The sequence below is a fragment of the Lentilactobacillus kisonensis DSM 19906 = JCM 15041 genome (assembly GCF_001434135.1).
GTDB lineage: Bacteria > Bacillota > Bacilli > Lactobacillales > Lactobacillaceae > Lentilactobacillus > Lentilactobacillus kisonensis.
Genome location: NZ_AZEB01000011.1, coordinates 1 through 20,689, shown reverse-complemented (window position 1 = coordinate 20,689; position 20,689 = coordinate 1). Strand labels below are relative to the sequence as shown.

Here is a 20,689-nt window from a genome sequence, read left to right as displayed (position 1 = left end):
AGTGTTATTAATCCTCTGCTACTTTTAATGTACCTTTTTAGGGGATGAACGGCATTACTGAAATTACACAAATTTAAGGGGGCGATATTTATGAGCATTGATATAAGGAAGGACCTGAGAGATGTCATCACGAGGTCAGGGTATTCACAGAGCCAGGTTGCCGCCGAGATGCATTTATCAAAATCAAACATTACAAACTGGTTGACTGGTGATCGTGATATTCCGCTGAATCGGTTGTTAGGCGTGATGAATTATCTGGATGATGATTTATTCAGATATCAAGTAGCTGAATATCTTTGTGGGCTAAGGCTTTTATCGCCAGAAGAAGTCAGCATCGATATTCCGCAAACCCGATATATCGAAACAAGTAAGGAAGAAGCCGAACGTAAGGCACTGGATACCAAGGTGATGTGGATTTTTAATAAAAAGGCTTCGGAAGTTACGAAGCAGGACATTCAAGATGTTGAGTATTACTTGCAACAGCTCAGTGAAGAAACGGACAGTCAAACCAGCATGCAAGTTTCGATTCACAATCTGATTCGACAATGGATCATCAATCGGCCACAAGGAGGTGTCGCCTATGAAAGTTACGGTCAATCTTGACAGTCTGGATTCGAAAAATGTTGTTGAAGCGGTAATCAAACAATTAGTTCCAGTTATTACCGATCAAGTTAGCAAACAAATTGATCAAAAGTATCGCGAAGCAACGTTAACTGAAGCTCAGGCAGCCTTAGAAGTATTCGCATGTAAAGACACTAAGACTTTCGAGAAGTACTATCCAGACTGTCCACACGTTGTTCAGGGGCATCAGAAAAAGTACAACCGCGAAGAATGCATCAAGTATTTTAAGCGGCATCAGATATTTGCAGGGGAGATGTAGAAATTGATTCTTACAATTCCGGTTTGGATCCAAATTTTGTTGGCAGGCGCTTTGGGGTTCTGGCTAAAAGGTCAGTACGATCAGTGGCATAAAGATCCAAAGGCTTTCTGGAAAGAATGGTTCGATTAAAGGAGATAAGCATTATGGAAAAGACGATGGCACCAATATCAGAACGAATTAATGTTCAGCGAGATTTCATTAACCATGTGGCCGGAACCTTGATGGCTAAAGAGGTTGGCCGCATTGATAATCGTAAGTTTGCTAAGGCCAGTCACTATGACTATCTCGTGCATGCGTTCGAAATTTTTGATAAAGCCAAAGCTCAACTTTTAAAGATTGGAGCTGAGACTGATGAAAAATGACAAAACAAAAAGCGCTCAGCAAGTCGGATTGCTAAGCACTTCAAAGTTTGGCACATATCAAATTAATTTACAAATCTATTCTAGCCCGAAACACGGCTGGTTGCAACGTCTTATCGGAAGGGGTCACAAATGATGAAACAAATCAAATTGATTAAAATATCATATCACAACTTCAAGGGGATTCATGATTTCAGTATCGAACCAGACGGCCAAAACATCAACATTTCCGGCAAGAATGCCGTTGGTAAAACATCACTTTTTGATGGTTTTCTCTGGTTACTGTTTGGTAAAAACAGCTCTGAATTATCCAAGTTTAATCCTAAGCCCCTCGATGAATCAGGGAACGAAGTTCTGGGTCTCGAGCCGGAAGTCGAAGCAACGCTTGAGATTGACGGTAAAGATACAACACTCCGCCGTAAGCTCGCCGAAGTCTGGGCGAAGCCACGGGGCCAAGCTGAGAAGGTCCGCAAGTCCGACCGGACAGAGCTCTACATCGATGAGGTGCCTAACAAGCTTAAGGACTACACGGCTTTTGTGGACTCCTTGATTGATGAGAATACTTTTAAGCTCCTAACTAACCCGACTGCTTTTAATAATCTTAAGTGGCAGGATCGTCGGCAAATCCTGATGTCTTTGATTGACGATGTTAATGACGATTCCGTGATTAGTGAGACGTCGCATCCTGATGAACTAAAGAAGATGCTTGGCGATCATAGTGTGGCTGACCAACGTAAGATCATTGCCGCCCAACGCCGGCAGCTTAAGATCGAAATTGATGGTGTGCCGTCGCGGATCGATGAAGCCACCCGTGCGATTCCCGAAACCTCCAGTACCTCCAAAGAAGTTTTGGAGGAGATGCTCAAGACCTATCACGAACAGCTCAACGAGGAACAAGCTAACTTGCAAGCCGTCAGTGGTTCTAATTCTTCGCTAGACGCTCGCAATAAGAAAATGGAGCTAGAGTCCGAATTGAATTCTAAACAGGCTTCTCATCAAGCTGGTAGCCAAATTGCGACCTCTAACCTTGCTAACGATCTCAATAACATTAAGTTGAAGCATAATAACGCTGTTTCCGAACTGCGACTGGATCAGCAGGTGATTGATCAGTTGACCCACACGATTGAAGTTGACGAAGATACTCGGTCTAAACTGCTTACCCAATATCACGAACTTAAAGACCAACAGTTTGATGAAAGTTCACTGACTTGCCCGACTTGTGGTCGTGAATATCCAGAAGAGCAGCAAGCAAAGCTCAAAGCGACTTTCAATATCAACCGCTCAAAACAAATGGAAGAAATCGTTGCGAACGGTAAATCGGTGAAAGATCGAATCGAGGATACTCAAGCTAAGCTGGCTACTAAAAAAGAGCAACTCGAACGGCGACAAGCCCAAGTTGATAAGTATGCTGAACAGCAAGCCAAATTGCAACAGGAATACAATACGCAAGCGGCTTCAATTACACCGTTTGAAGAAACCACTACCTACAGAGACCTAACTAAACAAATTGCAGAGTGCGATCAACAAATCCAAAACGGTACTGGGGATAACAATGCTGCCAAACAATCCGTTCAGGACAAGGTCGATAAGATCAACCAAGGGATCACCGAAGTTAACAATGAGATTGCCAAGTATGACACCGCCGAGAAACAGCAAGCCCGAATCACTGAATTGAAAGCCGAGGAAAAGAAACTCAAACAGACATACGCACAACTTGATAAGCAGTCCTTCATGTTAGACGAATACGTTCGAACCAAAGTTAAAGTGCTTGAAAAACGAATCAATACACTGTTTGGGATCGTCAACTTCAAACTGTTTGAAACGCAAAAGAATGGCGAGATTAATGATATCTGCGAAGCGATGGTGGACGGTGTGCCTTACAGTACCGACTTAAACAATGCGGCCCGTATCAACGCCGGTTTGGATATCATCAATACACTTTCCAAACACTACCAAGTAACAGCGCCAATCTTCATTGATAATGCCGAATCCATTAACCAAATCATTGATACACAGGCCCAACAGATCAAACTGATTGTCTCTAAAGATGAAAAATTAACAGCTAAAGTGGGGGAATAACATTATGAGTAATGAAGTTAGTTTAACTAAAGTCAGCAATTATTTTGTACCGCAAATTGAGAAACAGCTTCGTAAGAGTGCACTCGACATGACTCCATACCAAAAGATGTGTGTCACGGGTGCTATGCAGCAGATGTATCAAGTGATGATTGATAACGACATGGATCCGAATGAAGTCCGTAACAACATTTCTGACATTCTTCTAACAGTTGCCGCTTTGCAACTCAATGCGAACGCTGAGCCACGCGAAATTTACTTCCAAACTCGCAATTCGAAAGACCGTCAAGGCAAGTGGCACAAGCAGATTGAGATGGGGATTGAGGGCGACGGCAATGATGCTTTGCTGAGTCGTTTCGGCCGTAATGTGGCTTATGTTCACCCATTCTGGCTAGTCCGTGAGGGTGACAAGTTTGAATTCCCGAAGCATATGGGCATTGAACTCACACCGCCCATCTGGGAGCCAACTGGCGACACTGATAAAAAGGTCATCCGGGTGGTTTACCCAATCGATATGTATGTAGGCCCTGATCGTGGTGATGGGGATCGGCCCACAACAACCGAGTACTTTATCACCGAACGCCAGCAAGTTAAGAACAATCTTCTAGCGCACATGTCAAATAACGTTATGCGTGAGAAAGATAAGTTCGACCGCCTAAAGAAGATCAAGGAGTTTGCAAAGGATCACACCCTTGATGAGATTCTAGATAGTTCTGAAATGATTCATCTCGGTAAAATTTCGCCAGCTTGGCGCGAACCTCAATCCCGAGAAACGATGATTATCCGTAAGATGCGAAACAATGTTGTGAAGAAAATTCCCAAGGACTTCAACAATGGTCTAGTTCAGTTGAAGTATGAGGAAGCTACTAACGATTCTTTGAAGCAGATGCGTAAGGACGTCACTGAAGAAGCTAATAGTGAGGATTTTGACAAGGCTGTTGAAAATAACGCTTCTGAAAAACCAGCTCCCAAAGAACAACCTAAATCAGGTGAACCAGAAATCATCGACAAAAAACAAGAATCAGATTCGAACGAATCCTGTGAGTCCGAGCCATCTCAACCAGCACCAACGACAGAAGGTGAGCCATTTTGATTAAAGTCAAAGTATTCGGATCCGGCAGTAGCGGCAACTGCTACTTGCTCGATGATGGCACATCACAACTATTGATTGAAGCCGGGATTGCTTACAAGCATGTCGAGCAAGAAATGGACTTCGATCTATCCAGAGTTCAGGGAATGCTCATATCTCATGAGCACACTGATCACTCAAAGTACATCAAACAATTCGTACAAAGAACTGCGTTTTCAATTTATGCTACCCAAGGAACTTTAAATGCTTTAAACCTCTCAGGTATCCGTTATGAGCCACTGACAGAGCTTGGAGCAACCAAGATCGGTGATTGGATAGTTACGGCATTCCCAGTTAAGCATGACGCCGCTGAACCGGCTGGCTTTCTAATTATTGATAGCATGGGTGAACGGCTGCTGTACGTTACCGATACCTATTTTGTTAAGTACCGATTCAACGATATCAATTACATGCTGGTCGAGATGAATTACAACCAGCAGATCGCCCAGAAAAATGTCGACAAAGGTATCTTGAATTACTCATTGCGCAATCGAATCTTGACTAGCCATTTTGAAATGAAAAACAGTTTAGATTTTATTAAAAGCAACTTATCACCATCACTGAAGTGGGTTGAATTAATCCATCTCAGTGATAACAACAGCAACGAGGAGCTATTTAAAGAAAAGACGCAAGTATTAACGGGAGTTCCTGTGCTCGTTGCCCCTAAACGATCTTGGTAAGGGGGTGATGGTATGGCACGACCGAATAAAGACGGATTAGATTACTTTCCCTTGGATATTGATTTTTCGACGAACGCCAAAACGGAAGCCATTATGGGTGAGTTTGGAGCAAAAGGTGTTCTGTTTATGATTTACCTGCTGTCTGCGGTTTACCGAAAAGGTTACTACTTACAATGGGATAAATTACAACAGATGCAGTTAGTTAACCGGGTGAATGGACTTTCACCTGAAATGACTGATCAAATTGTTGCCCGCTTAGTTGCTTATGGAACCTTTGACAAGGAACTGTTCAGCTCGGTTAGGGTCTTAACAAGCCAGCGAATCCAAGATACCTATTTAGATGCTACCAAAAGGCGAAAGCAACCGAAACCAACGTTGTACTGGATTAATGTTAACAATAACTCTAGTTCAGAGGGAGTTAATGTTGACATTAATCCACAAAGTAAAGGAAAGAAAAGTAAAGTAAATAAAAGTAATAAGAATCCTTCGCGTCCAAAACGGGATAAACCCGTTTATGACGAAAACTCTGATTATCTTAAATTGGCTGAATTTCTGTTTGAAAAGATTCAAGACAATGACCCGCAGGCCAAAAAACCGAATTTACAGCACTGGGCAGATGACATGCGCAAATTAGTTGAACTCGACAAACGAGACAAACATGAAGTTTCAGTGATCATCAAGTGGTGTCAACAAGATCCATTCTGGTCAACTAATATTCTATCGGCTGCCAAGCTTCGCAAGCAATTTACCATGCTGGCTTTGCAAAAGAAGAATGAAGGCAAGACTCGACAGTCCAAAGTTACCCGCAAGGAAACGCTGCCTGACTGGGCAGACCATAATCAACAATGCTCTAACGACAAACAGAAGGATCTAACGGACGATCAAAAAGCCAAGTTAGCAGAGCAACTGGCAGAATTAAACAAAACAGAAGTTAAAGGGGATGCCTAACATGGATCAACTAATCAAGATTTTAAAGCACGATGACGAAATGGTGGTCAGCGGCCGTGATCTACATGACTTTCTGGAAGTTGATACGCCGTATCGAATCTGGATTCAACGGATGATTGAGTACGGATTCCACGAAAACGCTGATTATATCAGTTTCGAACAAAAAAGTACGAAACCTCAAGGTGGCCGTCCACAGGTTGGCCACGCCTTAAAGTTAGATATGGCAAAAGAGATTGCCATGATTCAGCGAACTGATAAGGGCAAAGGAGAATACAGCTACATCAGCACCCGCGTCAAACACGCGGTCAACGGATACATCGACATTCACCACCTTGTTCTAAATCGCAAGCAACGTGGGATGCTCTATAAAGACATCAGTCGTGGCCTTAACGAAGTCACTGGCGTCAAGACACGGACACAACTGCGCAAGAAAGACTTTGACACGGCCGACGAATTTGTCACTAACTGGGTGCCATCAACAGCCACTCTGCAGATTATCAAACAGCTTAGCGACGTTCCAGAAGGCCAGACTGAACTGATTAGAAGGTGATCTGATGAGACGTAGTGAACGTAGTCAAATCATTCAAACGTTTCGACAATGGCAGTTAGGCTATCCAGTTCATATCCGTAAGATCGAAAAAGGGCAGTATGCCGTACAGACTGACTGTAATCCGCAAACGATATTCTTATACGACGTTAAAGGCGGAGCTATAAAAGTGTCAAGCAGGATGTAGTTCAGCTTGGCAAGTCAAAAGCTATCAAGATGCAGAAATTGAGGTTATTCGATTAGTCTTTACAGCAAATGCTTTATTAGAGCTGATAGTACTGGTTTGTAGATGGCCATTAATGCAATGATAATCCACCAGATTGCATTGAGAACGTGAGATAGAATCGATTCCTCTTTTAGCCCAATATATTTTATAAAATATTGTGGCAAAAATATTAATGTTGTTAGCCAATAGGAAATCCGGAAGTTTTCATTATATCTTTCTTGAAAATAATCTTGCATGTTATCGAGTAGTCCCACTTCTTGTTCAACAACGGATTGATGAGTAGTTGGGAAACTTTGGACAACATCAGCTTTATTGATAAAGGTGGCGGTATGTCCCATATATTTACCCTTATCAATTGTGTTTACAACAGCTTGGTTATCCTTATATACGATGTGGTATAGCCTAGAGAACGCTTCGTTATTTGGCCGTACTATTTTTACATCATTAGTTCCAGGCTTAACTTTTTCTGTATACCACAATTGAAACTGGACATTCAGATCTTTTATAGTTTTGAGGTTTGAACGAGTAATCAAAAAACGACAAACAAACGTTAAGAGCAACATGACTAACACTGTTAAAAATATTTTCATAGGTAATTCTCCTTTACCGTTAATTATAACAATATTTACAGCATGTTATGAGAGGTGATGAAATGTTATTTGGCAAGTTAACAGCAATTAGAGGCAATCAGGTAGTCGTTAAGCTCGATGATGAATTGAACCAGTACAAGCTTGCCAAATGGGCAAACGGAAAGCAGCCAACAGTGCAGTTGTTGATGGATGACGGCCGTACGATCAGCCCTGATCAACGCAAGAAGGTCTTTGCGATGCTCAATGACATGGCACTCTACACAGGTTACACGCCCACTGAGATGGAAGATGAAATGAAGTTCTTGTACTACAGTCACACTGGTGCGGAGAAATTCTCAATGGCTGACTGTAGCGTGAATCAAGCAAATAAGTTTTTGACATTCTTATTAGATTTCTGCTTCAAGCTTGGCGTGCCCTTCAAGACACGAACTTGGGACATGATACCTGACAGCTATCCGAAAGCGATGCAGTGTCTACGTCATCGGCAGTGTGTGATTTGCGGCAAGCTTCATAGTGATATCGATCACTTTACGCCGGTTGGCCGTGGCAGTCGGAAACTGGTGGATCACCGCAAGCTTTACTTTGAATGTCTCTGCCGTGCACACCATCAAGAGCGGCATCAACTCGGAGCCAAAAGCTTCATTGAGAAGTACCATATACGACCAATTAAGTTGTCAGAAGATGACCTGATTGCGCTGCATATCATGACACGGAAACGGATGGACGAAATTGATGAAGGGATGATCTAAATGACAAACTATCCCACAGGTGTCCAAGAGCCACCTAAGTCGGCAATTAAATTGCCAAGAAAGGGCAATAAGTTCAACGCCCACAAAATGAGTATTGATGGTCACCAATTTGATAGCAAGGCCGAGGGTGCGTACTACCTGCACTTGAAGAACTTGAAATTGGATTTTAAAATCCATGAGAAGTTTGAGACATTACCAAGTTTCGATCTACAAAATCATATGGAGGAAGACAAATGACCCAGAAGTTATACTCAGAACGCGAACAATTAATCAGTGACCAGGCGCGTGAAATTGAACGGTATCGGCGAATAGCTGAGGAACGCCAGCGAACTATTGAAATGCTTACAGAGTCCAAAAAACAAAGCAACTGTAGCTTTTGTAGAAGAAACACTTCAATAATGTCAAGTGAGCATGACGAGCTATGGTACCTAGACCCAACAGATGCGTATGGTAAAAGTATGCAGCAACAAAACCATGAAAATGTTCAAGTAGACATCAATGATTCGAAATATCCTGACGCAAGGCCGGGTGACAGTACCAATGCTGGCTTTTGGTTTAATTATTGCCCGATGTGTGGACGGAAATTAGCGGAGGCAGACAATGACACACGAACAGATTGAGTGTCGCAATTATAGGTTTCCTGAGCGATTATGAACAGGGCTAGAGAGGTTGAACTTATGAGTAAATTAATTGAACTAAAAATTCGTAACTATGAAAAAATCATTCACGATCATAAGCGGGCCAATAAGCACTTCGATAATGAATTATTGATCCTGATCCAACAATGTGAAGTACGTTATAAATCAGTCACTAAAGCTCCCGATGATTCACCTGAATGGCGAGCAATCGTTCTTAAGCGGACTGAACAGCCAGTTTTAAGTTTCCGATCCCGCAAAATGGGGGATATGTCAGCACATGAAGCTGCCGAGATTCGTCAGGAAGTCGTCGAGCTCTATAATCGCGGCTATCCCACAGCAACCATTGCTCATATTTTGGGAATTAGAGCATCTACGGCAGGTAGCACAATTGCCAATTATCAACATCAAGTCAACTCCCAAAATGCTAGGAAGGTGAAATCATGATTCTGGCAATTAAAGATGGTCAATTTCATAAGATTAACAGTCCGGTGAAAGTTGTGGAAATTATTCGAAATGACAATCACCCATTAGTTAGAACTTGGATGGTTAAAGACGCTATCGCTAAACATCGTAAGTTGTTTGGTTGGAAATTAATTGAGCAGAAAAAATAAGAAATCGTGAAAAGCAATTCACGTATAAGTCAAAAAAACAGCTGTTTTGTAACAAAGGGGAAATAAAAATGAGCAGAGAAATCAAATTTCGTGGATATGTCGAAAAGATTGACGATATTGGAATTGACGTGCCTCATGAAGGCCACTTCGTGTATGGCGACTTGGTGCATGGCAACAACTTTGACTACATTGTTGGCGGATTGATTGAGGCAACTGAGGAGTATGCAGCTCTTGAATGGTGGCAGACCATTCAGCAGGGAGCCGCTGAGCAATTTACTGGTTTAAAAGATAAGAATGGTAAACCGATTTATGAAGGAGATATCATTAAATATTTTGGGGCTAACAAGCGTATAAAAATAAAAACAACTTATGGCCGTGTATTTTATGATTCCAAACATGGGTGCTTTAATTCTCGCATTCAAAATGAAGAACATGGAAATGGCGGTGTTACCCCGTTAAATGACTTAGTTGTTGGGAATATACATGAAAGCCGGGAACTATTGGAGGCAGAAAAATGAAGAACTTTAAAGGTTCAGATTTAGAAATGGTGTTGACTGCGTGGGCGATCATTTTGCCGATTGGACTTTGGTTTGTAATAGCGCTTTTGGGGGTGGCAAACAAATGAGCAATGACATGAAATTGCTCATTTGTTTACTTGATGCTTTTTAAAAAGAGAGATAGCTAAATGACGTTTCAGAATTTGGAGGAAAAATAAAAAAGCTCCCGTCTCCGGCAGCTTAAATAATGTTAGTTAATGACAGATTAATTATAACATCAGATGAGGCTAAAACAAAGGAGTTGCGTTATGGGTAAGACTGACATGATTGAATTATTTCCAGAAGTAAATAAAAAAGAAACGGTTGACCGGGTTAAGCATTTTTTTAATCACACAATTCCTAAAATGGAGCGGTATGCGCATCAAAGCATTACGGACATTAAATCACCGACAATTTCTGACATGCCCAAAGCGAACCATGTAGGGAATAGCGCTGAAGAGACTATTTATAAGCATCTATACGCTCAAGAGGTTTTAAAGCGGACTATTGAGGCCATAGAGAATTGTTCTAATATTTCTAAAATGATTATTAGCAAATTGTATTTTACACGTGAGAAGCCACTTGATTGGCAAATAATGAAACAGCTACATTATCACGAGAACAGATATTATTTTTACAAAAATCGTGCCTTCTTGGAATTTGCAGATGCTTATTTGCTCGAAGACCTTCACGTTTTTATTAATTCGAAATAAAAATCGCAGTTTTACCGCAGTTTTACCGCAGAAACACCGCAGGATTAATGCAATTTCAGGGGTTATATTGGTATTGTGGAATTTATAAGAAAGTTCCATTCCCTCAATATAAAATGTGTGGCTGAATACGTAAATATGCGGAAAGGAACGGTATGAAACAGCCGTTGCAGGGTTCGATTCCCTACCAGTCACGTTGCTTATGATAAATAAAATTTAAATCCGTGTTTGTGTCTTTGTGAGCCTGATCAACACGTCATAAGCGAACGGTCCATGTGTGGAAAGCATGGACTTTTATTTTGCAATAAAATAGCTGGTAAAGTTAGCTAGGCGATGTAACTTCGGGATAAGTCGTTTCTGCCTCATAAGCAGTGAAAAAAGTGGCCACGAATGGGACTGGCACCGGCCTCGCCCATTTAGATACATAGGGGTGACATTATGAAATTAAAGTTGACAGATATATTGGTGGGCAGCATGTTGCTACTCGCTTTGATAATTCTGTATTTCCTGCAGAGGTGATTATATGAATGATCGTAAGCATCCATATACGCCCATGAAGCAAACCAGCTATGGCTATACTTCCAAGGAAGAAATAAAGATAGACAAGCAACTGGACAAAGAATTAAAGAAGCGTCTTCGCAAAGAGGGCGCTTTTAATTTGCACAAAAAAACAGCCAAGCCTGATTAGACGACCTGCTTAAAAGTGATGAATTGCTTATCTGATTTTGACTTTAAATCATTAATATCATTTTAGAAAGTTATTTCACCCTATTGGCTTAATTCCTACTTAGAAGCATTTAACGCTTTGATAATCTTCTCGTTTTGTGCAATTATTAGCCAATTTTGTTCAACCAATGCTCTTAGAAAAGATGTGGTTTCAAGGGTGGAACGATCAATAAAATAATTCTTACTATTATTTGTCCTTAAAACATTTTTTCGATCTAGTTCTCCTAAAATCGATTCAACTGCTTCAGCTGTTTCTGGACTAACGTTTCCTAATCCACTTTCATTAAGCAAACGATGAATTTTATCATTATTTAATATTGTCATTGCAGATACCTCCTTAAAAAATGGCATACAAACAAACCACAACATTTGCTTTATTATCTCACAGCAAAGTATTTTTTGGAAATATAGCAGTTTAAAAATAGAAATTATTGAGGTGATTCATTTATGAGCAAGCACAATAAACATACGAAAAGTCATAAGAAGTCCAAAATTAAGAATCGCAAACGAAAAGCTTTGCAGGCTCGGCGCTTGAACGAACTTAAAATCAAAAATAAAGTTAACAACATCCAATGAGAATAGGAGATCAATATGCTTAATAAAAATAATGCTGAATATCAAAAGATTGTCGATGAGTTGGCTAAACTAAAACCGGAGGCATCAAAAATGATCATGAGTGATAAGGTAAACAATTCTGCGGTCTCACAAGAGCTTAAAGATGGTGATATTGAAAAGGCTATCCACAATCATGCTGAAATCATGACCAAAGCTTATGACGAATTTGCTAACGTACCACTGATTGGCAGTAACTATGATTTTATGCTTTACGTGATGCTCAGAGAAGCCTGGAGTGATATTCCAGCGCCTTATGGATCAGATAACTTTGTAAAATAGCTGTCCGACAATTATAGAGGTGAAGTCAAAATGAGATATGACGAGCTAAGGGATTATTTTAAGCAAGAGTCTCCCAGCAATGACATTAAGATGAAATATATTTATGCACAAGGAAAACTCATTAATGGAGTTGCCAGATATTATATTGATGGAATTGAGTTTCTAATGATATTTAGTTCTGGGGCTCATTTTGTCAGTGACGTTATGTATAGTTCAGAAGATATCAATCATATCAGTTCATTATTGCAGACACCATTTAGCGAACGGTTAACAGAGGATATGAGACATAAGCAGGAAAGGATGAGGGAACGTGCCTAGGGTATTTCTTAAATATAAAAGAATGACTTCATCTGCCATGGCACCACATCAGGCACATCCAGATGATACCGGCTTTGATTTATATGCTGATCAAACTGTTTATTTTGCACCATTCGAAACGAAAAGAATTTCTTTGGGGATTTCAATTCAGTTAACCAAAGGGTATTCAGCTGAAGTTAGACCAAGGTCAGGGATGAGTCTTAGGACACCATTAAAGTGCATTCTCGGAACGGTTGACCCTGGCTATCGTGGTGAAATCATGGCGACTTTCGTTAACTTATCTAATCGGCCTAACCAAATTAACAAGGGCGATAAGGTTTGCCAGTTGGTTATTCGGCGTGATGTCTCAGTACAATCTATTGAATGCGACAAACTAAATGACAGTGACCGTGGTAGTGACGGTTTCGGTTCAACTGGGAGGAATTAAAATGACAAAAATGTTCAATTCAGGTGATCAAAGGTTTAATAAATCGGCAATCGTCAGCATGATTCAAGACGAATTTAGTACGGAGATAAATAAATCATTGAGAGATGCCGTACTGGACACAAGTGCTGTTCAAAAGAAGCTAGATAACGGCACGATTGACAAAGGAATTCAGCAGGCTGCTGAGATTATGGCCAAGTCACTAGATACAATTAGTCAATATGACAATGTCAATGAAGGTTATCGATACTTCTTCGCGCTAACAGAGACATTTGGTAGCAATATCACACCGCCATACCGTGGTGAATAATTGTGTTGACTTTTAATACATAGAATGTAGGAGGTGCGGTGATATGTAATGAATAACCAGAAACAAGCTGAGAAGGATTATCTATCAGGAATGAAGTATAAGGACATCGCTGAAAAGTACCAAGTATCGATAAACACGGTTAAATCGTGGAAAAAACGGTATGGTTGGCAACGCACCCCAAATAAAAAGGGTGCACACAAAGCGGCAAAAAGGGTGCACACAAAGCCTCAAAAGGGTGCACACAAAATAGTTGATCAATTGAAAAACAATGGTCAATTAAACGAAAAGCAAAAGTTGTTTTGCCTCTACTATTTGCAACGATTCAATGCCACTTGGGCTTATCAGAAGGCATATGGGGCGTCTTGGAACACTGCCAATGTAAATGGTCCAAGGCTACTCGTTAATGCTAGTGTGCGGGCAGAATTAGATAATCTTCGCATGATACGCGAACAGGCAGAGGCCATTAAGGCGGATGATATTGTTCGAGAGCTTCAGCGCCAAGCGTTTGCTAACATCGGTGATTATGTGGAGGCCAAACGAGTCAAACATTTACGGTGGATGAAACATTACGTTAAGCAGGGGCCATATATTAATAGTTCCGGAAAGCACTACGAATTACTACCATACATTGATCCGGAAACTGGAAAGCAGGCATTCTACTACGAGAATGAAGTCAATTTTACTAATAAAGGCGATACATCTTTACTGAAGACCTTGCGATTAGACAAAGGTGAAGCTCTCGTTGAAACTAACGATAAGGTGAAAGCACTCGCTGAGTTGCTAAAGCGATATCCAGTTCCAACAGTTATGCAATCAGCCCAAATTCGTAAGGCAAAAGCCGAGGCTGAAATTGCTGAAGCAAAGGCTAAAGAAATTCAAAAAGTTAACCAACATGATGATAGTACGATAGTGATCGACGATTTAGGGGGTGCTGATAATGACGGTGAAAACCAAACGAGTGATTAAAATATCACAGCTGGTCAATCCACACTTCAGTAAAATGTGGACGACTAAATGTTCATACATCATTGCTAAAGGCGGCCGTGGCTCTTTTAAATCATCGACTATTAGTTTAAAGCTGTTGACTATGCTAAAGAAGCAGGCTCAGCTAGGCCATAAAGTGAATGTTGTCTGTATTCGGGAAAACACGGTTAACTTGCGTGACTCTGTATATGGTCAGATTTGCTGGGCGATTGACATGTTAAACATGACAGATGAATTTAAATATTCGGTTTCACCAATGCGCATCACCCATGTTTCATCGGGTAGTGCGTTCTATTTTTACGGCGGTGACAAGCCTGAGAAACTGAAATCAAACACGATCCAAAATGTTATTGCTCTGTGGTACGAAGAAGCAGCCAACTTTAAGAGTGCAGAAGTGTTTGACCAGACCAATCCAACGTTTATTCGGCAAAAATCTCCCTGGGTTAATCAGGTGAAGGTGTTTTACAGTTACAATCCGCCACGTAATCCCTATGACTGGATTAATGAATGGATTGCTATCCAGGAACAGAACCCACAATGCTATGTGGACACTTCAACGTATCTAGATGATCAGCTCGGGATCACCCAGGAACAGCAACTGGCCTTGATTGAAACGTATAAAAAGAATGACCCCGAGTATTACAAGTGGCTATATCTTGGGAAGATAATTGGCCTGGGAACCAATGTTTACAATATGAACTTGTTCCATCCCCTAACTAAATTGTTTGATGACGACCCAATAGTTAATCTTTACTTCTCAATCGATGCTGGTCACATTAACTCAGCAACTACTTGTTTAGCAATTGGTGTGACTGCTGAAGGCAAAGTTATTTTGCTGCACACATACTATTACAGTCCGGAACACCAATCTCGAAAAAAGGCACCAAGTGACCTGGTGCCTGAAATTAAGTCCTTCGAAGACTCAATGCATTATCATCAGCCGATTGGCAAACGAACAATTGACTCTGCTGAAGGTGCATTACGAAACGAATTTGTTAAAGAATATAACGAAGTTTGGCATGGGGTAGCTAAGAGCGACGAAGCCACGATGATTGATTATGTATCATCATTGTTGGCACAAGGGCGTGTGTACTATCTTGATACACCTGAGAATCAGATATTTGTTAAGCAACATGAACAATATCAGTGGGACGAAAAGACCGTTCACAGTGATGATCCGAAAGTAGTTAAGGAAAACGATCATACTTGTGATGCGTTTAAGTATTTTGCGATTGATAATGCTCGCAAGTTGGGATTGAAGATTGATCCGCATATCAATGCCAAAGTTAAATTGTTTAAGCGAGGTATTTAATGAATGAAAATTAGTGAAATTTTACAAAAAGAATATCCTAATATTCAAGATACGTTTATTTCCGGGCGGGATGCCTCGAAAATGGGATGGACAAATGATAACACCGTTAATTTGTCTGGTAGTGCTTATCTAGACGATAACGATGTTTTTCATTATTCCACTAGTCAAAATATCAAGGACAATCCCATCGATTTGTTTAACATGATTAATCTGCATCGAACAAAGCTGATGCCAACCTACGTTATGAAGCGCCAATATTACAAAGGCCGACATATCAACATTCTTAATCGCAAACCAACGCCACATGGTGATCCAGACAACCGTCGAATTGTTAACATGCCTAAGAAGCTTGTTGACTCATTCAACGGTTATTTTATTGGGACGCCAATTGACATTGCTTATCAGGATCCATCAGAAGAAGAAGCGACAGAAGGCAACAGAGTCAACAATCTTATTCAAGCGATGACCAAGCATCAGGTTCTGGACGATGTGTTTACAGAAGCGTCCAAATGGTCAAGCGTTTATGGACGCGCTTATTTGTATCTCTATACTGATGAGAAAGCCTATCCCCATATCACTTTTCTAGATCCCTTAAATACGTTTATTGTCTATGACAATACGATTCAAAATAAACCCTTATTTGGGGTAACCTACAGTTACTATCCGGATAGCAAGGGCAACGAATCGTTACATGGACAGCTAATTGAAATTGATGATACGGTGCCGTTTAGTAACTCTGCTACCAGCGATGCCTCTTTAGTATTTGATGAAAATCCCGATCCAGACACTGGGGTAGACGATAATTTGGGACATCCCTTCAGTCAACTGCCCATTGCCGAAATCATGGACAACGAGGAACGGATCGGCGTGTTTGATGATCTGATTAGCCTGGTCGATGATTTAGATAGCGCCATGAGTGCCAAAGCAAATGATTCTGACTCATTTGCGGCTAGTATCTTGAAAGTTATTAATTCTGAACTTTCTGATGAGCAACTTAAAGAAATTTATCAGACAAGAGTCTTTAACCTATATTTGGATAAAGCTTGGGCTGAATCTGATGAGTCCAAAGCTTTACCAATGCCGGATGCGGAATTTATGGAAAAACCGACTGGGGATCAATTACAAGAGAACCAGATTCAGCATGATACTGACTTTATTTATCAGGTCGCACAGATTCCGAATTTAGACAATATCGATTTTAGTACATCGGCTGCACAAGCACTTGATTTTAAAATTCACTCCATGAAAATCAAAGCGCTGAACAAAGAAACCAAGATGAAAAAGGCACTGACTCAAATATGGGCGTGCGCTTTACAGGCACAGGGGATTAATGTTGATGACGTTGATAACTTAGAGTACACCTTTAACTTTACAATCCCGCACAACTTGTTAGCTGAAGCACAGACAGCAAATGAGTTACAATCAACCACTTCTCAAGAAACAGCGATTGCTTCTCTTTCAAATGTTCCCGATGCTAAAAAAGAAATGCAGAAAATTGCCGCTGAACAAGATAAACTGGCACAAGAAGCGAAGGCACGCACGCCTGACCCATATGCTGATAGTAATAACAGCCAGAATGATACTTCACAGACTAAAGGTGATGATTAATGAAGCCGATTAGTGAAGCTCAAGAGAAGAAGTATATTGCCAAGTTACTTAAGAGTGATGAAGAATTATATGGTCGAGTTCATGATGCCTATCAAGTGGCATTACAAGAAATTGAGGATCATCTTAATTTCTTCATTGCTGAATACGGAGTAGCAGGTCTATTAAAATACGTTGAGCTGTTAAAACGGGATTCCGATGCTGATAGACGTCGTTTGCTTCATTTTCAAAGGGCGACGCTTAAGGATGCTGATTCTCAATCTCAAAACCGATTTAAAGAATATAGCAGGAATGCACCAATTGATCGGTATCATACTTTGAATTCTTTAATTGGGTTCAGCATTGCCGGTGCTACCATCGCTACGATTAAATTACTTGGTCGAACGTTAAACAGTGATTTTAAACGGGACGTTAGTCGTCAATTCAATAACGATCGTTTAGCTAAAAAGGCTGGGGCGGATGTCGTGAAAGAAGCCAACATTACTAAGCGAGAAATCTTACGCAATTCCGAAAAGATCATCAGTACAACAATTAATGGCAATCAATGGAGCGACAATATCTGGCTCTACAACGATAACCTCGTTAACAACGTTCAATCATTAGTGGCTAAATCATTGCGAGCTGGATTAAAACAAGCAGATGTCAACCAGTTATTTCCGAGTATTCGTACGGCTAAACCACAGACGATAACTGGCTTATTTGAAACTAATGATGCTTATATCAGACGCATGATTGTTACCGAACGAGCGCGCGTTTTAGACAGAGCGACAACGCAGGTATTTAGGTCGCAAGGAATTGCTTACTTCGATTGGGTAACTCAACCAGGAGCGTGTGATAAATGTGAAGCAATTGCTGAAGATGGGCCCTATGCCGTTAATGATGCAAACTCTCCAAGCATCCCTGATGACTCCCACCCTAACTGTCGTTGCACCAAAATAGCACACGTTTCGTTAGTTCCATTATTAGGCGTTGCTGGCGCCATAGCAGCAGCTGACCATTCAAATAAAAATCAAACAAGTAATGATGAGCAATGAGTAAAAACTTCATTGCTTTTTATTTTGTCCCAAACATGCTTAAGACATTAAACTGCGCAAGGAATTAACAGCCGACAGGCTATAAACGGAGGCAACACATGGAATCAGATAAATTAAACATGAATTTGCAGTATTTTGCTGACGCCGGCCAAGAAGGTAGCCAATCCCAACCTGGTGCACAAGGTGGAGAAAGTGGCGAAGGTGGCCAAAATGCCAACAACAATACCGCAACAAACTCTGGTAATCAAAACGGCCAACCATCTCAAGACTTTATTAAGAATCTTGTCGACACTTTCACCAATAATGCCAATCAGAATCAAAACAATCAAAATACTAATGGTAATAGTGATCAAGCTGATAATGATGACACATCGTCAAAAGACAATACTGATGATAATAATGGCGATAACAGTAGCAATGACAAGACGTTTACGCAAACCGAAGTTGATAAATTGCTCAAAGATCGTGAATTCCGAGCTCGCAAAAAGGGCATTGAGGAAGGTAAAAAAGCTGGGAAAAGTAGTGCCGAACAATATGCACAAATGACCGACGAAGAAAAGCAGCAGGCACAAATCAAGGAAATCCTTGAAGAAAACAAGCAGCTTAAAGCTGAAAAGAATCGATCAGATATGCGCAGTGAAGTGCTTAACCAGCTTAAAGATACTGGATATCAATTTACCAACGAGGATGTTGACACACTGGTTAGTGACGATCCTGACACAACTAAGCACAATGTTGACAACTTCAAGTCAATGCTTGATCGAGTAGTTAAGATTACCAAGAAAAACATGTTTAAAAATAATCAAATTCCAAATAGTAATACACAGCAAAATAATGCTGCTCCTAGTTTTGGCGAATTAGTTGCTAAAAAAACGCTGGGAGATCCAGATAGATTTAAAGGAAAATTCTTTGATAAATAGAAAAATAGGAGATGTAACCTATGGCTGATACACAATACTTTGCCAACTCTGATCCAAGAGTTCGGCAAGATTTAACTGTTGGCTTACCAGGAACAATTGACAGTTCAACTGTTACTGCTGGTTCCAATGGTAAGAAAGTTATTTTACAAGGTACTCCAGTTGGTGCGGCAGTTGACTGGCTAAGTGCCGATCAATCCGCAGGCGTTACCAAATTATCAGAATTTACGGGTGCGGAAGGACAAGTGTTTGCGGGCGTTGTTGCTGCAGACACAGATGTTACTGCAGGAGACGCAGACGTAACAATTTGGTTTGAAAATGTTTATTTGCGCCAGAAATTACTTGATAGCACTGTTGTAGCCGCATTAAAGGCGGTCGCTGGTAAGACATCCGGCGTTAAATTAATTAATCGATAAGGAGATGTTATATCGTGGCAACTGCATTTGATTTACTAACTTCCAATTACCTGCAGGGCTATTGGAACACTAATCCGCAATACACAGCTCCCTATTTGATGGAAGCTTTATTTACCCCCACTAAACAGCAGGCCGATAATGTTAAATTAATCAACGGCCAAGATCTATATCCGGCACCACTTGATTTAACCAAAGAAGATTCAGCAGCATTGCCTGTTGAACGTGGCTCACTTCAAACTGGCACATTGCCAACTTACAAATTTAAAAACAAGTTGAACCTTAATGAGTACGATTTTAAAGATTTGAATAATGCCATTGCATCTAATGACGAAAATTTGGTTTTGACCATCACTAAGAAACTGTATGATGATCAAGCAAATTTACTTTTACGTGCTCGGTTTACTCGCGAGTATTACGCTGTCCAAGCACTTTTGAACGGCAAGCTACTTCTGGGTAATCAGTTGGCAGACTTTGGCTATGAGTCATTCCAGAATATGAAAGTTGCTAAAGCATGGACTGATGATTCCTCTAATCCATATGATGACATCAGTAGTGTTAAGGATACTGCCTCGCAAAAAGTTGGTACGGCTTTAACTCGAGCCTTAATGAATTCAAAGACTATGTATATTTTGATGCACAATGCCGCACTAAAAAACACCATTTTTTCTGGGACGGTATCACCACAGGGAAGCATTCTTACTCAGCCTGTTGTTGAGCAATGGTTCTCAGCGTTCCTAGGATTACAGGTAGTTGTTTATGATAAAGGATGGAATAACAACGGTACGTTTGAAAAGTTCATTCCAGATGGCAAGATTATTTTCTTACCAGGGACTGCCAATGATCCGGTTGGTCAAATGAATTTTGTTGAAACACCGGAAGAAAGTGTTCCAGTTTCAGGGACGACTGTATCTGTTTTTGATACTGGTGTTTCGCTATCAACGAGCGCTTCCTCTGATCCAGTGACGGTTAAGACAATTGTTGATGAGAAGTTCGTACCGACGATTACCGTTGCTAAGCAAGTGTTTATTCTTGATGTTTTAGCGAGTAAATGATTCGCCGCAGGCAAAAGG

General features: G+C 40.7%; 30 protein-coding genes. 28 read left to right on the top strand and 2 right to left on the bottom strand.

From position 1 onward, the window contains the following. Positions 1 to 90: 90 nt before the first annotated feature. From FC98_RS07010 to FC98_RS06975, 9 genes are all read left to right on the top strand, one after another. Positions 91 to 603 carry a helix-turn-helix domain-containing protein gene (locus FC98_RS07010; RefSeq protein ID WP_054655284.1) on the top strand — a complete coding sequence of 171 codons (513 nt, stop codon included), beginning with the start codon at positions 91 to 93 and terminating at the stop codon, positions 601 to 603. Beyond that, entirely contained in the window at positions 581 to 880 is a 300-nt protein-coding gene (locus tag FC98_RS07005; RefSeq protein ID WP_054655286.1) for a hypothetical protein, read from the top strand. Before FC98_RS07010 ends, FC98_RS07005 begins: the two co-directional genes overlap by 23 nt. Positions 881 to 883: 3 nt before the next feature. After that, the gene (locus FC98_RS15335) at positions 884 to 1,009 is read left to right on the top strand and encodes a hypothetical protein (RefSeq protein WP_258434650.1); all 126 of its coding nucleotides are present in this window, start codon (positions 884 to 886) and stop codon (positions 1,007 to 1,009) included. A gap of 14 nt (positions 1,010 to 1,023) precedes the next feature. Beyond that, a complete protein-coding gene (locus FC98_RS07000; protein ID WP_054655288.1) occupies positions 1,024 to 1,242 on the top strand; it encodes a hypothetical protein in 219 nt (72 codons plus the stop codon). 129 nt (positions 1,243 to 1,371) lie between these two features. Then, positions 1,372 to 3,318, top strand: coding sequence for an AAA family ATPase (locus FC98_RS06995; protein WP_162254958.1), 1,947 nt, complete (start codon positions 1,372 to 1,374; stop codon positions 3,316 to 3,318). Between the two features lie 4 nt (positions 3,319 to 3,322). Continuing rightward, a complete protein-coding gene (locus tag FC98_RS06990) occupies positions 3,323 to 4,408 on the top strand; it encodes a hypothetical protein (RefSeq protein ID WP_054655292.1) in 1,086 nt (361 codons plus the stop codon). Beyond that, a complete protein-coding gene (locus tag FC98_RS06985; protein ID WP_054655293.1) occupies positions 4,405 to 5,124 on the top strand; it encodes an MBL fold metallo-hydrolase in 720 nt (239 codons plus the stop codon). Before FC98_RS06990 ends, FC98_RS06985 begins: the two co-directional genes overlap by 4 nt. A 12-nt stretch (positions 5,125 to 5,136) precedes the next feature. Beyond that, complete coding sequence (locus tag FC98_RS06980; protein WP_056949366.1) at positions 5,137 to 6,072, top strand: DUF4373 domain-containing protein; 936 nt, start codon at positions 5,137 to 5,139, stop codon at positions 6,070 to 6,072. Position 6,073: 1 nt separating this feature from the next. Then, entirely contained in the window at positions 6,074 to 6,622 is a 549-nt protein-coding gene (locus tag FC98_RS06975; protein ID WP_082602808.1) for an antA/AntB antirepressor family protein, read from the top strand. 243 nt (positions 6,623 to 6,865) lie between these two features. On the opposite strand, the gene FC98_RS06965 is transcribed toward FC98_RS06975, so the two are convergent. Next, positions 6,866 to 7,435 carry a hypothetical protein gene (locus FC98_RS06965; protein WP_056949364.1) on the bottom strand — a complete coding sequence of 190 codons (570 nt, stop codon included), beginning with the start codon at positions 7,433 to 7,435 and terminating at the stop codon, positions 6,866 to 6,868. Between the two features lie 47 nt (positions 7,436 to 7,482). On the opposite strand from FC98_RS06965, the gene FC98_RS06960 reads away from it, so the two are divergent. From FC98_RS06960 to FC98_RS14985, 8 genes are all read left to right on the top strand, one after another. Beyond that, a complete protein-coding gene (locus tag FC98_RS06960) occupies positions 7,483 to 8,184 on the top strand; it encodes a putative HNHc nuclease (RefSeq protein ID WP_235803602.1) in 702 nt (233 codons plus the stop codon). Then, positions 8,185 to 8,421, top strand: a complete 237-nt coding sequence (locus tag FC98_RS06955) for a DUF1064 domain-containing protein (RefSeq protein WP_235803601.1) — start codon at positions 8,185 to 8,187, stop codon at positions 8,419 to 8,421. It begins immediately after the preceding gene. After that, positions 8,418 to 8,804 carry a hypothetical protein gene (locus FC98_RS06950; protein ID WP_056949362.1) on the top strand — a complete coding sequence of 129 codons (387 nt, stop codon included), beginning with the start codon at positions 8,418 to 8,420 and terminating at the stop codon, positions 8,802 to 8,804. Before FC98_RS06955 ends, FC98_RS06950 begins: the two co-directional genes overlap by 4 nt. Positions 8,805 to 8,861: 57 nt before the next feature. Then, positions 8,862 to 9,266, top strand: a complete 405-nt coding sequence (locus FC98_RS06945) for a hypothetical protein (RefSeq protein ID WP_235803600.1) — start codon at positions 8,862 to 8,864, stop codon at positions 9,264 to 9,266. Next, positions 9,263 to 9,433, top strand: coding sequence for a hypothetical protein (locus FC98_RS14670; RefSeq protein ID WP_156637247.1), 171 nt, complete (start codon positions 9,263 to 9,265; stop codon positions 9,431 to 9,433). Before FC98_RS06945 ends, FC98_RS14670 begins: the two co-directional genes overlap by 4 nt. A 68-nt stretch (positions 9,434 to 9,501) precedes the next feature. Beyond that, positions 9,502 to 9,951: a YopX family protein gene (locus FC98_RS06940; RefSeq protein ID WP_008856347.1), complete on the top strand. Its 450-nt coding sequence runs from the start codon at positions 9,502 to 9,504 to the stop codon at positions 9,949 to 9,951. 287 nt (positions 9,952 to 10,238) lie between these two features. Beyond that, a complete protein-coding gene (locus tag FC98_RS06935; protein WP_056949361.1) occupies positions 10,239 to 10,682 on the top strand; it encodes an ArpU family phage packaging/lysis transcriptional regulator in 444 nt (147 codons plus the stop codon). A 520-nt stretch (positions 10,683 to 11,202) separates the two neighbouring features. Beyond that, a complete protein-coding gene (locus FC98_RS14985) occupies positions 11,203 to 11,367 on the top strand; it encodes a hypothetical protein (protein WP_169788688.1) in 165 nt (54 codons plus the stop codon). A 95-nt stretch (positions 11,368 to 11,462) separates the two neighbouring features. On the opposite strand, the gene FC98_RS06930 is transcribed toward FC98_RS14985, so the two are convergent. Further along, positions 11,463 to 11,729 carry a hypothetical protein gene (locus FC98_RS06930; RefSeq protein ID WP_235803599.1) on the bottom strand — a complete coding sequence of 89 codons (267 nt, stop codon included), beginning with the start codon at positions 11,727 to 11,729 and terminating at the stop codon, positions 11,463 to 11,465. 267 nt (positions 11,730 to 11,996) lie between these two features. On the opposite strand from FC98_RS06930, the gene FC98_RS06925 reads away from it, so the two are divergent. The 11 genes from FC98_RS06925 (at position 11,997) to FC98_RS06875 (ending at position 20,671) form a co-directional block, all read left to right on the top strand. Further along, positions 11,997 to 12,299, top strand: a complete 303-nt coding sequence (locus tag FC98_RS06925) for a hypothetical protein (protein WP_008211511.1) — start codon at positions 11,997 to 11,999, stop codon at positions 12,297 to 12,299. A gap of 30 nt (positions 12,300 to 12,329) precedes the next feature. Beyond that, a complete protein-coding gene (locus FC98_RS06920; RefSeq protein ID WP_054655309.1) occupies positions 12,330 to 12,617 on the top strand; it encodes an NYN domain-containing protein in 288 nt (95 codons plus the stop codon). After that, positions 12,610 to 13,044 carry a dUTP diphosphatase gene (gene dut, locus FC98_RS06915; protein ID WP_054655311.1) on the top strand — a complete coding sequence of 145 codons (435 nt, stop codon included), beginning with the start codon at positions 12,610 to 12,612 and terminating at the stop codon, positions 13,042 to 13,044. The genes FC98_RS06920 and dut overlap by 8 nt, the downstream gene beginning before the upstream one ends. Before the next feature lies 1 nt (position 13,045). After that, positions 13,046 to 13,351 (top strand): hypothetical protein, encoded by a 306-nt coding sequence (locus FC98_RS06910; RefSeq protein WP_054655313.1) that lies wholly within the window; start codon positions 13,046 to 13,048, stop codon positions 13,349 to 13,351. Between the two features lie 48 nt (positions 13,352 to 13,399). Beyond that, the gene (locus FC98_RS06905) at positions 13,400 to 14,317 is read left to right on the top strand and encodes a terminase small subunit (protein ID WP_056949359.1); all 918 of its coding nucleotides are present in this window, start codon (positions 13,400 to 13,402) and stop codon (positions 14,315 to 14,317) included. After that, positions 14,289 to 15,647 carry a PBSX family phage terminase large subunit gene (locus FC98_RS06900; RefSeq protein WP_040471247.1) on the top strand — a complete coding sequence of 453 codons (1,359 nt, stop codon included), beginning with the start codon at positions 14,289 to 14,291 and terminating at the stop codon, positions 15,645 to 15,647. Before FC98_RS06905 ends, FC98_RS06900 begins: the two co-directional genes overlap by 29 nt. Before the next feature lie 3 nt (positions 15,648 to 15,650). Further along, complete coding sequence (locus FC98_RS06895; RefSeq protein WP_056949358.1) at positions 15,651 to 17,255, top strand: phage portal protein; 1,605 nt, start codon at positions 15,651 to 15,653, stop codon at positions 17,253 to 17,255. Continuing rightward, the gene (locus FC98_RS06890) at positions 17,255 to 18,286 is read left to right on the top strand and encodes a hypothetical protein (protein ID WP_054655315.1); all 1,032 of its coding nucleotides are present in this window, start codon (positions 17,255 to 17,257) and stop codon (positions 18,284 to 18,286) included. The genes FC98_RS06895 and FC98_RS06890 overlap by 1 nt, the downstream gene beginning before the upstream one ends. Before the next feature lie 98 nt (positions 18,287 to 18,384). Continuing rightward, positions 18,385 to 19,206: a DUF4355 domain-containing protein gene (locus FC98_RS06885; protein ID WP_056949357.1), complete on the top strand. Its 822-nt coding sequence runs from the start codon at positions 18,385 to 18,387 to the stop codon at positions 19,204 to 19,206. A gap of 20 nt (positions 19,207 to 19,226) precedes the next feature. Continuing rightward, a complete protein-coding gene (locus FC98_RS06880) occupies positions 19,227 to 19,619 on the top strand; it encodes a hypothetical protein (protein ID WP_054655317.1) in 393 nt (130 codons plus the stop codon). Positions 19,620 to 19,633: 14 nt separating this feature from the next. Continuing rightward, entirely contained in the window at positions 19,634 to 20,671 is a 1,038-nt protein-coding gene (locus FC98_RS06875) for a major capsid protein (RefSeq protein WP_081467797.1), read from the top strand. Positions 20,672 to 20,689 lie beyond the last annotated feature (18 nt).